The organism is Thalassomonas sp. RHCl1 (genome assembly GCF_947387555.1).
GTDB lineage: Bacteria > Pseudomonadota > Gammaproteobacteria > Enterobacterales > Alteromonadaceae > Thalassomonas.
Genome location: NZ_CANDNZ010000002.1, coordinates 985,181 through 997,808, shown reverse-complemented (window position 1 = coordinate 997,808; position 12,628 = coordinate 985,181). Strand labels below are relative to the sequence as shown.

General features: G+C 43.8%; 15 protein-coding genes. 14 read left to right on the top strand and 1 reads right to left on the bottom strand.

Translation table 11 applies throughout. The features are described from left to right. Window positions 1-72 precede the first annotated feature (72 nt). From QL234_RS10290 to QL234_RS10245, 10 genes are all read left to right on the top strand, one after another. A complete protein-coding gene (locus QL234_RS10290; protein ID WP_281557730.1) occupies window positions 73-552 on the top strand; it encodes a hypothetical protein in 480 nt (159 codons plus the stop codon). Window positions 553-631: 79 nt separating this feature from the next. Then, window positions 632-1,255 carry a DUF4231 domain-containing protein gene (locus QL234_RS10285; RefSeq protein ID WP_281557729.1) on the top strand — a complete coding sequence of 208 codons (624 nt, stop codon included), beginning with the start codon at window positions 632-634 and terminating at the stop codon, window positions 1,253-1,255. Between the two features lie 183 nt (window positions 1,256-1,438). Further along, window positions 1,439-1,930 (top strand): AAA family ATPase, encoded by a 492-nt coding sequence (locus QL234_RS10280; protein ID WP_281557728.1) that lies wholly within the window; start codon window positions 1,439-1,441, stop codon window positions 1,928-1,930. 118 nt (window positions 1,931-2,048) lie between these two features. Continuing rightward, complete coding sequence (locus QL234_RS10275) at window positions 2,049-2,402, top strand: hypothetical protein (protein WP_281557727.1); 354 nt, start codon at window positions 2,049-2,051, stop codon at window positions 2,400-2,402. 139 nt (window positions 2,403-2,541) lie between these two features. Beyond that, on the top strand, window positions 2,542-3,408 hold the full coding sequence (locus tag QL234_RS10270) for a lipase family protein (protein WP_281557726.1): 867 nt from the start codon (window positions 2,542-2,544) through the stop codon (window positions 3,406-3,408). A 375-nt stretch (window positions 3,409-3,783) separates the two neighbouring features. Further along, window positions 3,784-4,038 carry a SymE family type I addiction module toxin gene (locus tag QL234_RS10265; protein ID WP_281557725.1) on the top strand — a complete coding sequence of 85 codons (255 nt, stop codon included), beginning with the start codon at window positions 3,784-3,786 and terminating at the stop codon, window positions 4,036-4,038. A gap of 427 nt (window positions 4,039-4,465) precedes the next feature. Next, a complete protein-coding gene (locus tag QL234_RS10260; RefSeq protein WP_281557724.1) occupies window positions 4,466-4,804 on the top strand; it encodes a zinc ribbon domain-containing protein YjdM in 339 nt (112 codons plus the stop codon). Window positions 4,805-4,872: 68 nt separating this feature from the next. After that, entirely contained in the window at window positions 4,873-5,586 is a 714-nt protein-coding gene (locus QL234_RS10255; protein ID WP_281557723.1) for a 16S rRNA pseudouridine(516) synthase, read from the top strand. A 182-nt stretch (window positions 5,587-5,768) separates the two neighbouring features. Further along, the gene (locus tag QL234_RS10250) at window positions 5,769-6,542 is read left to right on the top strand and encodes a class I SAM-dependent methyltransferase (protein ID WP_281557722.1); all 774 of its coding nucleotides are present in this window, start codon (window positions 5,769-5,771) and stop codon (window positions 6,540-6,542) included. Between the two features lie 32 nt (window positions 6,543-6,574). Continuing rightward, window positions 6,575-6,919 (top strand): 5-carboxymethyl-2-hydroxymuconate Delta-isomerase, encoded by a 345-nt coding sequence (locus tag QL234_RS10245; protein ID WP_281557721.1) that lies wholly within the window; start codon window positions 6,575-6,577, stop codon window positions 6,917-6,919. A 79-nt stretch (window positions 6,920-6,998) separates the two neighbouring features. Here the strand turns inward: QL234_RS10245 and QL234_RS10240 are convergent, their stop codons facing one another. Further along, the gene (locus QL234_RS10240) at window positions 6,999-7,139 is read right to left on the bottom strand and encodes a hypothetical protein (RefSeq protein WP_281557720.1); all 141 of its coding nucleotides are present in this window, start codon (window positions 7,137-7,139) and stop codon (window positions 6,999-7,001) included. Between the two features lie 572 nt (window positions 7,140-7,711). On the opposite strand from QL234_RS10240, the gene QL234_RS10235 reads away from it, so the two are divergent. The 4 genes from QL234_RS10235 to QL234_RS10220 all read left to right on the top strand — a co-directional run bounded on the left by QL234_RS10235 (window position 7,712) and on the right by QL234_RS10220 (window position 12,614). Further along, window positions 7,712-7,864: a hypothetical protein gene (locus QL234_RS10235; protein WP_281557719.1), complete on the top strand. Its 153-nt coding sequence runs from the start codon at window positions 7,712-7,714 to the stop codon at window positions 7,862-7,864. A 225-nt stretch (window positions 7,865-8,089) separates the two neighbouring features. Further along, entirely contained in the window at window positions 8,090-9,127 is a 1,038-nt protein-coding gene (locus tag QL234_RS10230) for a radical SAM protein (RefSeq protein WP_281557718.1), read from the top strand. A 60-nt stretch (window positions 9,128-9,187) separates the two neighbouring features. Next, window positions 9,188-10,435 carry an HlyD family efflux transporter periplasmic adaptor subunit gene (locus QL234_RS10225; protein WP_281557717.1) on the top strand — a complete coding sequence of 416 codons (1,248 nt, stop codon included), beginning with the start codon at window positions 9,188-9,190 and terminating at the stop codon, window positions 10,433-10,435. 16 nt (window positions 10,436-10,451) lie between these two features. Next, the gene (locus QL234_RS10220) at window positions 10,452-12,614 is read left to right on the top strand and encodes a peptidase domain-containing ABC transporter (RefSeq protein ID WP_281557783.1); all 2,163 of its coding nucleotides are present in this window, start codon (window positions 10,452-10,454) and stop codon (window positions 12,612-12,614) included. The last annotated feature ends 14 nt before the right edge of the window (window positions 12,615-12,628 follow it).

The window sequence follows — 12,628 nt, the reverse complement described above, 5'->3', positions numbered from 1 at the left end:
AGTAAAGCCAGCGGATTTGTAAACTCACCGCTGCTTCAAACGTTATAAATCTAAATTACTATTGGAGATGTTGTGAATAAAGTAAAGTCGGTTGTTATTTTGATTTGTATGGTTGTTTCTTTGCAAGTCTCTGCAAAGAATTATCTGGATGAAGAAAGTGTTAACAACCTTATGGAAAATATCATAGAAGCTGTGCATACAAAAAACCTAGAGCAACTTGCATCATCATTTTCTGATGATGTTAAAATCATTATGGATTTACCAGCTGAATTTGGCGGAAAAGAAACTTTAACTAAAGATCAATATTTAGAATTAACACAAGAGAGCTGGGCCATGCCTGGGGATTTTACATATGAAGTTCTTGATTTAAATATTGTGCTCTCAAACAATAAAACTTCAGCTATTGTTACTGATAAAGTAGTTGAAACAATTGTATTAAATGGAAAATTACTTATCTCAACTACATCAGATGAATCCTTTCATATTGTAATTGAAGATGGCTTACCGAAAGTTGAAATAGTATACGCAAAGTTACGAGTAAACGATTTATAACAAATCGCTACACAGAAATTTTACTCGCTGCACTCCCAAAATTCTGGTGAGTAAGGCGTTAGATTTCAGGGAGGATCTAGTGAAAAACTTAATAATACTGCTCTTTTTAATGTGCTCGTTTTCCACTTTTGCAGGTAGTTGCAAAGACAATCTTATACCAAAGCTTAATAAAGCATCTGATGTGGCAGGTGTAGGAAAATACCTTGATTCGCTTGAGCAAACCGTACTTTTCTCTGATGCAGAGGTTGATGGAAGCTACTGCTTTTTCAAGGAGTGGTATGAAAACCGAATGTCCTCTAGGCAACGTAGCTCCCGATTGCTAGCAGTATTAATAATAGTGTTGGGAGCATCTCTACCGCTCATAGCCATAATGGATGATGTTTTCAAAAAACAGAAGTTTTGGGTAGGCTTCATAGGTGCAGCAATAGTAATTGCACAAGGCTTCTCCCAAACGTTTCAGTATGAGGAGTCATGGAGGAATTACACTGTCGCAAAATTGGAATTAGATTCAGCCCACAGGTTATGGCAAAAACAAGTAGTTGATGCTTCGTTTAAGAAAGATGGCTTTGAAAAAGTACAAAAGGCTACAGATCTATTTTCCACATCAGTATCAAAAATAGTAACTAAGGAAACGACGGGATTTTTCGACTCTTTATCAGAGTCAGCTAACAATCTAGTAAAAAAATCAAATGGGTCGAAGTAAACTGCGCGATTAACTTTGGCTAACCTGACAAACATGTACTCCGGTAATCACCGGTTGCTTCAGTGTTGGATATGTGTAAAAAATCTAACAAAACGCTACACACAGAAATTTTACTCGCTGAGCTCCCAAAATTCTGGTGAGCATAGCGTTATTTGCATATTGAGTCTGCATCAGGTTTTTATAATGATGAAAGGAAATGTAATTGTACTAAATGGTGCTTCTAGTTCAGGAAAAACAACATTGGCTAGACAGCTCCAATCAAAGCTCTCTAAAGTTTATTTACTTTGCTCTTTAGATGCATTTTGGGACATGACACCTTATGGGATTCCCGCAGGATCTAATAATTTTCCAAATATGAAACTTGCTTTAGCAAAATCTGTTAAAGCATTAGCCGAAACTGGCCATAATGTCATTGTAGATATAGTTTTTTGTGGTCAAAAGACATACTTGGAGTTAACGAGTGAACTTGAACTTTTTAACCTGAAAATAATAAAAGTAGAATGTCCTTTGGTTGAGCTGGAAAAACGAGAACGAGCTAGAGGTGATCGTAGACTTGGGTTAGCTAAATCACAGTATGAAAGTGTTCATCATGAAGTCTTATACGATATGATTATCAATACTCATATAAACTCTACAGAGCAATGTGCCGAAAAAATCATCAATAGTATGAGTTAAATAGCATATAGCAATAGCATCAAGAACGGACACAAAAAGCATGGCTTGTGCTCGTTCCTCGCATAAAATATAGCCATGCGTTTTCTGCCGCTTATGCAGGTGTTATGCGTAAAGACAAATGAGCAATCGAGACTTTATTATCGACATAGATTATTCAGCCGGTTACGAGGAGATTGAAAATTCAATTTCATTATTTCCGCTAAGTGTTGAAATCAGAGAAAGTGACTCTGGAAAGAAGTATATTCATCAAAATAGAGTCTCTACAATTGCGGGCTTTTCACTTGATTGGACCGAGGGGGTTACTCAAAGCTATTCTATAGGGAGTTTATTATCAGAACCCGAAACGGATAAACTGCTTTTAAAGTTTTCGGAGTTCTTTAAGCAAGCAAAAATTCCTCATAGGATCATTGAAATCCAGCATGAGCTAGATTTTGATAAAAAGATAATTAGTTATGATTGGCAACACGCATAACAAAATGATGGCAATGGCTTGATATGATATAGGTAAATGTATGTTTTACATTTTATCAAATAATTCGAAGACGGGGAAAACTGTGTTTAAATACGGTTTTTGCCGACTGTTAAGCTGTTAGTGCAGAGAAGGGATCGATATGCAGACAGACTCACATCCACTGGATCACTTCAATCATGAACTGAGTACGTACAAGGCTGTAAATGGCTGGACGATGGCCATGCTATCGGCGATTGCATATCGGAAACCATTCGAAATTGAGCAGTACCTTGCCGGACGCAGTTCGCATATTGTCCACCTTAAGGACGACAAGACAGGGGCTGATGGATTCGCTGCCGATTGCGGAAAATTTTGTGCGATCGTGTTTCGTGGGACTGCGGGTTTTACCGACATACGTACAGATGCAAAAGCGCATCTTGTTCCATTCGAAACAATTGGGTCTGTGCACTCCGGCTTCTTGTCGCAGCTCGACGCAGTATGGGGGGAAATTTCCACTTTTCTGAGCCGAGCTAACGAGTTCAATGATCCACGCCCTGTTTGGTTTACAGGGCATAGCCTAGGCGGAGCAGTCACACTACTCGCTGCATTGCGCTCCGTTGAATTGTTCGGTACAAGTGGATTTGAGAGCTTGCGGCTGGGCCATGTCTACACTTTTGGCCAGCCTCGTGCAGGTGATGCCGACTTCGCTAACAATGGAGAAAATCTCCTTAATGGCCGATATCATCGAGCGACAAAAGGTAATGACCTCGTAGCCAACGTATTGCCTCCTGGTGTGGTCTACACGCACTTCGGGCGAGAGTGGTACGTCAAAAGGTCCGGAGCAATAAATCCGAGCGTTCGAGCGACTACGAAAAGTTGGGACAGACGTCGAGGCTTGATTGCATTTGCACTAGGCTTACTGCCCAATCTCATTTTCGAAAGAACTGTTCACTTGTTCCATGACCATAGCTGTGAGAAATACGCCCATCATTTCTATCGCAGTTTCAAGAATGCCGAAAACCGATGAGGTGCTAACAATGCAATGCAACCGACTGGCGAGGCCGCCAGCGGCTGATTGCTGGCGTTAGCATACAGAGTTACCCGCAATTAGTGGATACCCTGATGGTTAAATAACCCCGAATTAGAGACCAATAAGCCCTTAGAAACCCCTCTCAAATTAATCACAAATAAAGACCATTTCTCTGTTGATTTAGTCAGTTTGATGGTCTTTATTTAGAGTGCTATCCATTCAACAAAGGAGAGCACTTACCTCAATACTTTCTATTCAAGCACCGCTGTTATCATGCAAGTGAAGCCGTAACAGCAATAATCAAAGTCGCAACCCCTGAGTGGTGAGACACCCAGAGGTTGCTAACCACAACGAACTTCAAAGGAGTACGTCATGGCTGAATATCATCATACGTCAGAGCTAGGCTCGGCAAAAGTAAAATATCCTATTTATCGACAACTTACCGTGTTGGAGACCACCTGCGAGTCAGCAGGAAAAACCCGCGGCATCGGCATTAACTATGTTCCGGTTCACCTTGAACCTTGTATTGTGCTCAGGGGCAAGTGGCTGCGACAGGCGGGTTTTCCTGTCGGGCAAAAAGTCAGTGTTGTGATAAATCAGGAAGAAATGATCATTACACCTAAGTAGGTCACGCCTGAATAGGCTCATATAGAAACGGCCAGCTGAAAGTTGGCCGTTTTTTATTGATAAGCCATAAGCCGGGCGGCTGTAGTTAACCACTGCTAACCTGGCTCAGCTTTCAATAGAGTTTGTGTTATTAATTGCAAATATTCTTAGTTTTCGTGTCTTTAATGTATTCCATGTGATCTGGAGGCTTCGGTGATGTTAAAGATAACTATTGATGGACGAGGTAAGATTGAAAGTGTTGAGGTTATAGCGCTATTGTCTATGGATGTTGCTAAAAGCCCTCGGTGGTGTCCAATCCGGCTGCTTTGATGGAGGACCCCCTATTCAGAACCGGCAAGAAATCCCCTGAATTCGATAGAATGTGCTCGCCAAGCTAAAAGAGAGCCATTACCATATGCGCAAGAATAATTTGAAGAAGTAATCATGTATGTCCTTTCCTCCATGCCCAAAATGTAATTCTGAATACGTTTATCAAGATCAAAACCATTTGATCTGCCCTGAATGTGCCTATGAATGGAACCCGTCACAAGCCTTGAGCGAAGAAGAGACTTTTACGGTAAAAGATGCCAACGGCACCTTGCTGGCAGAAGGTGATAAAGTCACCATGATTAAAGATCTTAAAATCAAAGGCAGTTCTCAGGTGCTTAAGGTTGGCACTAAAGCCGTTATTAGGCGGATAGTCGAAGGAAAGGATCACCAGCTGGACTGCAAAGTGGATGGTGCTGGTGAAATGATGGTGACGGCGAAGTTTGTCAAGAAAGCCTGAGTGAATTTAGCTTAACAATAGGGCTCACTGCAAATGGCACTAAAAGGTATTATTTATTAAGGTTGTATATGACATTAAGCACATCAAGGCTCGACCGCTTTATCAGTAAACAATGTCAGGTAAGTCGTCGGGATGTCCGGTTAATGTTAGCCCAAAAACGTATTATGGTTGATGGTGCTATTGCCAACAATATTGATCAGATTATTGATAAATTCTCTCATATCTCTCTTGATAACAAAGTGTTGCAAGCCAATGAAGCAAGTTATGTCATGTTACATAAGCCTGTTGGCGTGGTCAGTGCAACAAAAGATGAACAGCATAAAACCGTGCTTGATATCGTTAACTTGCCTGAAAGTGTCGATAAAGCGAGTTTACATCTTGTCGGCCGTCTCGATTTAAATACTTCGGGTTTGGTCTTGTTAACCAACGACAGCCGTTGGTCTGAGCGTTTAACGTCACCGGAAAAAAAGGTGGAAAAACTATACCGGGTTACCCTGCAAAATAAGCTCAATGAGGATTACATTGAGGCCTTTAATCAAGGGATGTATTTTGGCTATGAAAAGATCACAACGAAACCGGCTAAGTTAGAGATAATATCGGATCATGTGGCTATGGTGTCACTGGTTGAAGGTCGATATCACCAAATAAAACGTATGTTTGGACGTTTTCGCAATCCTGTTGTTGCTTTGCATCGAGTGGCTATCGGCTCATTAATCTTAACGGAGCAGCTTAAAGTGGGGGAAAGCCGTTTATTAACGGCGCAGGAAGTTGCCGGTATTTAATCTTAACCACGGAAGTGCTAAACCTGGCCCATATATTTTTTTATTCCGTTTAAACAGGAACTTCCCCCGGCAATGGTATTGATGTTAACCTTTATCATCAACCGCGCTGTGCATAAACTGGCGGTGTCAGCCACAATAAAACGATAATATTCAAACCAGTTAAAGGAAAAGAAAATAATAATATGGATTATCTGGAAATTAATAAAGAAGCATGGGACAAGCGTACCCAAGTACATGTTGCCTCTAAATTTTATGATGTCGAAGGCTTTATTGCCGGTAACTCTTCACTTAACCCCATTGAACGGCAGCTGATGGGGGATGTCGACGGCAAGAGCTTACTCCATCTGCAATGCCATTTTGGCCTGGATACTTTGTCCTGGGCCCGCCTGGGCGCAAAGGTAACCGGGGTTGACTTGTCATCACAAGCCATAGCACAAGCAAAAGAACTGGCGCAAACCGTGGATTTACCGGCCAGTTTTATCACCAGCGATCTTTATAGTTTTGGTGAAACCAGTACAGAGCAGTTTGATATTGTTTTTACTTCTTATGGCGTTTTGTGCTGGTTGCCTGATTTGGAGCTTTGGGCGAAAACTATTGCCAATTCCTTGAAAGCCGGGGGACGTTTTTACCTGGTAGAATTTCACCCCTTCAATGATGTGTTATCCGGTTATGGTTATTTTCCTTCTAAGACGCCGGATATCGAAGAGGAGGGCACTTATACCGAAAACTGCTCAGGCGAAACTTCGACCATGCATACCTGGCCGCACTCCCTGAGTGAGGTGATTACCGCCTTGATTAACGCCGGTATTGCTATCGAAGGTTTTCAAGAGTATCCCTACAGCCCCTATAATTGCTTCCCTGATCTTGAATATGTTGAAGATCAGGGTTACTGCTTGCCCTTTAAAGGACAAACCATCCCCTTGGTTTATTCTATCACCGGCCAAAAAATCACGTAAAAATAAACACGGGTAAAGTTAAGGAGAGTGAAATGCCGCATTTTGTTGTCGATTGCTGTGCAGAGCTGTTAACGCTTCAGCCGGAAGAAGAGATTCTGCGTCGGTTGCATTTATCTGCTGTGGCGTCCGGTTTATTTAAAGAAAGTGAAATTAAAGTACGCATCAATCCATACAGCAGTTACAGCATTGGCGGAACACGTGAGGCTTTTGTTCATGTTTTCGCCAGTATTATGCAGGGGCGAAGTTGCCAGCAAAAAGCTGCCTTATCAAAGCAGATGGTGACTGAGCTTGTTGCCATGTTTCCGGACGTGGCCAATATTGCCATGAATGTCAGCGAATTTGAAAAGCTGACTTATTGCAACCGGGATATGCTTTAGTGCTATTCTCTTTCGCCTGAAAACGGTGGTGAGATCACAGGCATGGGAATGACTTATAATTCCCATGCCTGCATTGGAATTAACAACCTATATTAGGACTGATGGGGGGCGCATTGGTGCCGCCGGCGGCTTCGTTAAGGATATCGTCTTCTAATGCCTGCAATTCTTCCTCAGAAAGTGGTTGTTCTTCGTTATCATCAAAGTGAATATTTTCTGCCATGTTTGTGCCTTCTCTAATAAGCTAGTGATTGCAAAACTATAGACAAAGGGACTGGTCTGATAAATAAACCCTGTCAAAGTGGCTGGAAACCATCTCTTCATGACTGATTTTTACTGTTGCCAGGAATAAAAAGGCGATATCAGCGGTTTTAATCAAAAATAAATCTGGGTGGTGCCCGGTTATGCTGTTTCTTCTATATCTCTGCTAGCGGTAAGCTGACGCAGTAGTCCTTTTCATGCATTTGCCTGGTCGATTATTTTTATACCCAAACCTTTTTGAATCACATTTTATCAAGCAGGTGAACTCTGGTTACACAGGTAGAAAAGGGGGTATAAATTGACCCGTTATGTGTGCTAAATACTTGCCGGATAATGAGCTTCAAGAGATCTCGCCAATTATTTTAGGTTGTTTTTCGAACTTATTCAGGGTGAAAATCCTACAAAGTGGCTGATGATTGATGATTGTTGACTGGAAGTTTGTGTGTCTAAGTCATTATTTTACATAGACTGAAATGGCAACTTTATTTATTAATGGGTTGTAAATTTCTACAAGTTTAAAAAAAGGACGAGATCATGACGGAAGAAAATAAAAAAAAAATTGAAGAAAATAAAGAAAAATTTCTAAACGAAATAGCTCAGGAGGAAAGGGATATTTTAGAAGAAGAAGTTGCCGGCGGTGACAATGGAAATAACTGTACCTGCAACGGTAGCATGGAGCTTGAATAGGCTGGTGGTGTGTTTTTACTGTTACGATAACAAGCTTTTTTTATTGTAACTTGTATTGTAAATCCTCAAACAATAATGCGGCATTATTCTTGGCCATGCTCAATTAGCAGGAGAAATTGAAAAAGCCATCCGTTTAAATGCCGCGAATACCGGAAAAGCACAGTAAATACATGCTGTCTGCTGACAAATGAATTCCTAAAAGAATGATAATAAGGAAGCTACCTAATGAATAATCAAGGATTTGATTTCAAAAAAAAATACATCCTAGCTGCCAGTGAAGGGCATTTATATTTAACCCTGCTCCCTACGGAAAAATGCAATTTTCGCTGTACCTATTGTTATGAAGACTTTGAAATAGGCAAGATGAGTGAAGATACCGTTGAAGGGATCAAGAATCTGTTAACGAAAGCAGCCCCGACCTTGAAGAACCTGATGATCTCCTGGTTCGGTGGCGAACCGACCTTGAATCAAAAAGCGATTATCGATATTTGCAGCCATATTCAACAGCTACGGGATGAATATGAATTCACTTATATCTCCCATATGACGACTAATGCTTACCTTCTTGATTATAAAATGTTTTCAACTTTTGTTCCGTTAGGGGTCAAAGACTATCAAATTACTCTGGACGGTGATCAGGCATGTCATGATACTACCCGGGTACAAATCAATGGTAAGGGCAGCTTTGAGCAAATCTGGTCAAACCTTAAGTCATATCAGCAGTTGGATGCTGATTTTACCGTGATGTTACGCTTGCATATTACCGAGCAAAATAGTGAATCTATGCTGGCTTTATGCCGTAAGATTAAGTCGGAATTCGGTGCGGATAAGCGCTATACCTGTACGATAGAAAAAATAAATTACCTGGGAGATGGCGTTGAAACGTCCGATGCCAGCCGTTATATCGCCAAAAACGCCAAAGAGCGCGTTGACCAGATAAAAGACTTAATGTCTGACACTTTGGATGACAGGGTGAAAAATGTTGATGGCGGCAATGCCTATATCTGTTATGCAGCAATGCCGAGACAATTATTGATCCGCGCCGACGGCACCATAGGAAAATGCACCGTTATGCTCAATGATGAGCGTAACAAGCTGGGCAAAATTGACCGCAATGGCGATTTTGCCCTCGATGGTGAAAAAATGGAAATCTGGACCCGGGGTTTTATCAGCCTGGATGAAAAAGAGCTTAGTTGTCCGGCGCAAGCTTACCCGACACGTCCCGCGTATACTTCTGATATTGCTGTGGTGGAAGTAAGCTAGCAGGGATCTTCGGATGTTAACAGGCAGATTTTTTCAGGGATTGTTGCGGGTACTTGCATTATGGTTGTGAAGAAGAAACGTTCAATTTACCGGCAGGAGGTATTGGAAGCACAAATTGCCCGTCACGGTGATGTGCTGCTTATTCGTCCGGTATCTTTTGCCGTGATCACTGGTTTTATCCTGTTGCTGATGGTATGCATCGTCTTGTTTTTAACCTTTGGCGATTATACCAAGTCGACTTCGGTAAAAGGCATTTTGAAAACACCGTCCGGGGTTAAAAAAGTGATGGCCTATCAGGCGGGGGTGATTGAGGAATTACTGGTTAAGGAAGGGCAGGTGGTGCTTAAGGAACAGCCGCTGTATAAAATCCGCACCGACCGCCAGGGACTCGATACCAGTGTTGCCAATGAGAAATCCGCCAGCATCAAGCAAAGTATCCACCTGCTTAAGGAAAAGATCGCCTTTCAGCAGGATCTCAATCAACTGGAACTGGCAGAAGTGATTGCCAGACAGGCCACCCTGACCGACGAAGCCGCCCAGGTGAATGATGAGATAGCGCTGCAAAAAGATTACCTGAAACTGCTCAGCATTGAATTGTCGCAAGTGGAAAAGCTGTTAAAAGACCGGCAAATCTCCAAGTCTGAATACAACAGTAAATATGCGCAGGTATTGGAAAAACGCATCAGTTTAAAAAACCTGTCACGTAAAAGGCGCAATTTCCTGACGCAGGCAAAAGAGGCCGACAAGCGAAAGCGTAATGTTGAGATCAAGGGCAATACCATGATTGTCGGCTACCAGGAGCAGATGATCTTGCTGGAGCGGGAGCTGGCGGATATTCGCGCCGATAAGTTTTATTACATTAAGGCGCCGGGTCCCGGGGTAGTGTCGAATATTTTTTATCAGCAGGGGCATTTTGCCGAAACCAACCGGCCGCTGATGAACCTGTTACCCGAAGACAGCCAGCTGGTGGCGGAAATTTATATTCCCACCAGCGCCATAGGCCTGGTGGAGCCGGGGCAGGATATTTTACTGCGTTATCAGGCTTTTCCCTACCAAAAATTCGGTCTGCACCAGGGAAAAATAAACAGTATTTCCAAGACCCTGATAGAGCCTTTCCAGGCGGAAGTGGATACCCTTATCGACCAGCCGGCCTACCGGGCAACCGTGGCGCTGGCGCAGCAGCAAATAGATGCCCAGGGTAAGATGGTCAACCTTCAGCCGGGCATGTTGCTCGACGCCGATGTGCTCGGAGAAAACCGGTCTTTGCTGGCCTGGGTATTCGAGCCCCTTTTAACCAAGACACACTAGCAAGAGAGATTAAGTGATGGAGTTATTATCTAAGCTCAATTTCAGTAGCCGCCGTAAGTTGCCGGTGATCTTGCAAAGTGAAGGGGCGGAATGCGGTCTGGCCTGCATTTGTATGATTGCCAATTATTATGGCCATCGTATTGATCTTTTCACTATCCGCAAGAAATATCCGGTTAGTCTCAAGGGCGCCAACCTTAAGCAGCTGATCGGCATCGGTGCCCAGCTTAGCCTGACCGGGCGCCCGGTTAAGGTTGAGATGGACAAGTTAGTCAATTTATCCGTCCCTGTGATCCTGCACTGGGACCTCAACCATTTTGTCGTATTAAAAAAGGTGACCGCTACCGGGTTGATTATTCACGATCCCGGTAAAGGGGAAGCTTTTTATAGCTGGGCCGAGGCCTCCAAGTCCTACACCGGCATTGCACTGGAATTAAGGCCGACGGAAGACTTTAAAAGCAAGGATGAAGAAATCAAGCTCGGTTTTTCTGTGCTGTGGCGCAGTATCACCGGCATTAAACGCAGCTTAAGCCAGATCTTGATTTTATCCCTGACCTTGCAATTACTGGCGCTGCTCTCGCCTTATTTTATCCAGCTGGTGGTGGATAATGTGGTTGTGACCAGTGATCGCAGTTTTTTGCTGGTGTTAGGCATAGGTTTTAGTTTGCTGATGTTGCTGCAGGTAGCGACCAAGGCGTTTCGCTCCTGGGTGATTTTGTTTTTGCGTACCACCTTAGGGATCCAGCTGGTTTCTAATTTATTCCGGCATTTATTGCGCCTGCCCATGGGCTGGTTCGGCAAACGTTTTATCGGGGATATTATTTCCCGGTTCCAGAGCCTGGATTATGTTAAAAAACTTTTAAGTGAAGGTTTTGTCGAAGGCGCCATCGACGGGGTGATGGCGCTGCTGACCCTGAGCATGATGTTTATCTTCAGTCCTGCGCTGGCACTGGTGACGGTTGGCGCCGTCTCTCTTTATGCCATCTCCCGTGTGGTGCTTTATCCCCGGATCCGCAATTCCACCAAGGAAAGTTTGCAACTGCGCGCCTCCAGCGATGGTTTGTTTTATGAGTCGATACGCTCGGTACAACCGGTCAAAATCTTCAGCGGTGAGGCCATACGCCAGTCTAAGCTGGAAAATGCCAATGCCGACTGGATGAATGCCGATATCAAGCTTGGCCGTTTGACCATAGCCACCAGTACTTTCCAGGAGCTGCTCTATGGCCTGGAATATGTTTTCTTGATCTGGCTCGGCGCCAGCCTGGTGCTTGGCGATGCCCTGACCATGGGCATGTTTTTTGCCTTTTTGGCCTATCGTCAGCAATTTGCCCTGAGCTCGCAAACCTTGTTGGAGAAAATATTCGAATGGCGCATGCTGGGGTTGCATCTATCCCGCATTGCCGATATTGCCCTGGAAGATCAGGAAGAAGCGCTGGAAACCGATTTTCCCGCGCTGCAAAAGGTGGACGGTAAAATCGAGCTAAAAGAGATCAGCTATCGCTATAACGACAATGAGCCCTTTTTGTTTAAGGACTTGTCGCTGACCATAGAAGCCGGGGAATGCGTGGTGCTGACCGCGCCGTCGGGCTTCGGCAAAACTACTTTGATGAAGATTATTATGGGGCTGATGCCGCCGACTTCGGGGGCGGTGTTGCTTGACGGCAAAGATATCAAACAAATCGGTTTGAATAATTACCGCAGCGTGACCTCGGCGGTGATGCAGGGAGATAACCTGTTATCAGGCTCTGTCGGCGAAAACATCAGCTTCTTTGCCATAGAGCAAGATCTGGAATTGCTCGAGGAAGCGGCCAAAGACGCCCATATCTTTGACGATATCCAGGCTATGCCCATGGGCTTTCATTCCCTGGCCGGCGACATGGGCAGTACCCTGTCCGGCGGCCAGGTACAAAGGGTGCTGATTGCACGGGCCCTGTATAAAAAGCCGAAAGTATTGTTTCTTGACGAGGCCAGCAGCGCCCTGGATATAGAAACCGAAAGAAAGATCAACCAGGTGCTTAAAAATATGGGGGTGACCCGGATCATGATCGCTCACCGCAAAGAAACCATAGATATGGCAGATCGGGTGATAGATCTTACCGCTCTGGTGAGCGGCGAGCAGGTCGAGACGAAAGTGGTGGAAAAAGGGCCGCGTAAAAAACCGACGCTGGTGGCGGTGGACTAGCAGATGTTTATCAA

Coding starts and splice junctions, on each gene's coding strand:
- QL234_RS10280 (WP_281557728.1), top strand. CDS start 1,439: ATGATGAAAGGAAATGTAATTGTACTAAATGGTGCTTCTAGTTCAGGA.
- QL234_RS10275 (WP_281557727.1), top strand. CDS start 2,049: ATGAGCAATCGAGACTTTATTATCGACATAGATTATTCAGCCGGTTAC.
- QL234_RS10270 (WP_281557726.1), top strand. CDS start 2,542: ATGCAGACAGACTCACATCCACTGGATCACTTCAATCATGAACTGAGT.
- QL234_RS10265 (WP_281557725.1), top strand. CDS start 3,784: ATGGCTGAATATCATCATACGTCAGAGCTAGGCTCGGCAAAAGTAAAA.
- QL234_RS10260 (WP_281557724.1), top strand. CDS start 4,466: ATGTCCTTTCCTCCATGCCCAAAATGTAATTCTGAATACGTTTATCAA.
- QL234_RS10255 (WP_281557723.1), top strand. CDS start 4,873: ATGACATTAAGCACATCAAGGCTCGACCGCTTTATCAGTAAACAATGT.
- QL234_RS10250 (WP_281557722.1), top strand. CDS start 5,769: ATGGATTATCTGGAAATTAATAAAGAAGCATGGGACAAGCGTACCCAA.
- QL234_RS10245 (WP_281557721.1), top strand. CDS start 6,575: ATGCCGCATTTTGTTGTCGATTGCTGTGCAGAGCTGTTAACGCTTCAG.
- QL234_RS10240 (WP_281557720.1), bottom strand. CDS start 7,139: ATGGCAGAAAATATTCACTTTGATGATAACGAAGAACAACCACTTTCT.
- QL234_RS10235 (WP_281557719.1), top strand. CDS start 7,712: ATGACGGAAGAAAATAAAAAAAAAATTGAAGAAAATAAAGAAAAATTT.
- QL234_RS10230 (WP_281557718.1), top strand. CDS start 8,090: ATGAATAATCAAGGATTTGATTTCAAAAAAAAATACATCCTAGCTGCC.
- QL234_RS10225 (WP_281557717.1), top strand. CDS start 9,188: ATGGTTGTGAAGAAGAAACGTTCAATTTACCGGCAGGAGGTATTGGAA.
- QL234_RS10220 (WP_281557783.1), top strand. CDS start 10,452: ATGGAGTTATTATCTAAGCTCAATTTCAGTAGCCGCCGTAAGTTGCCG.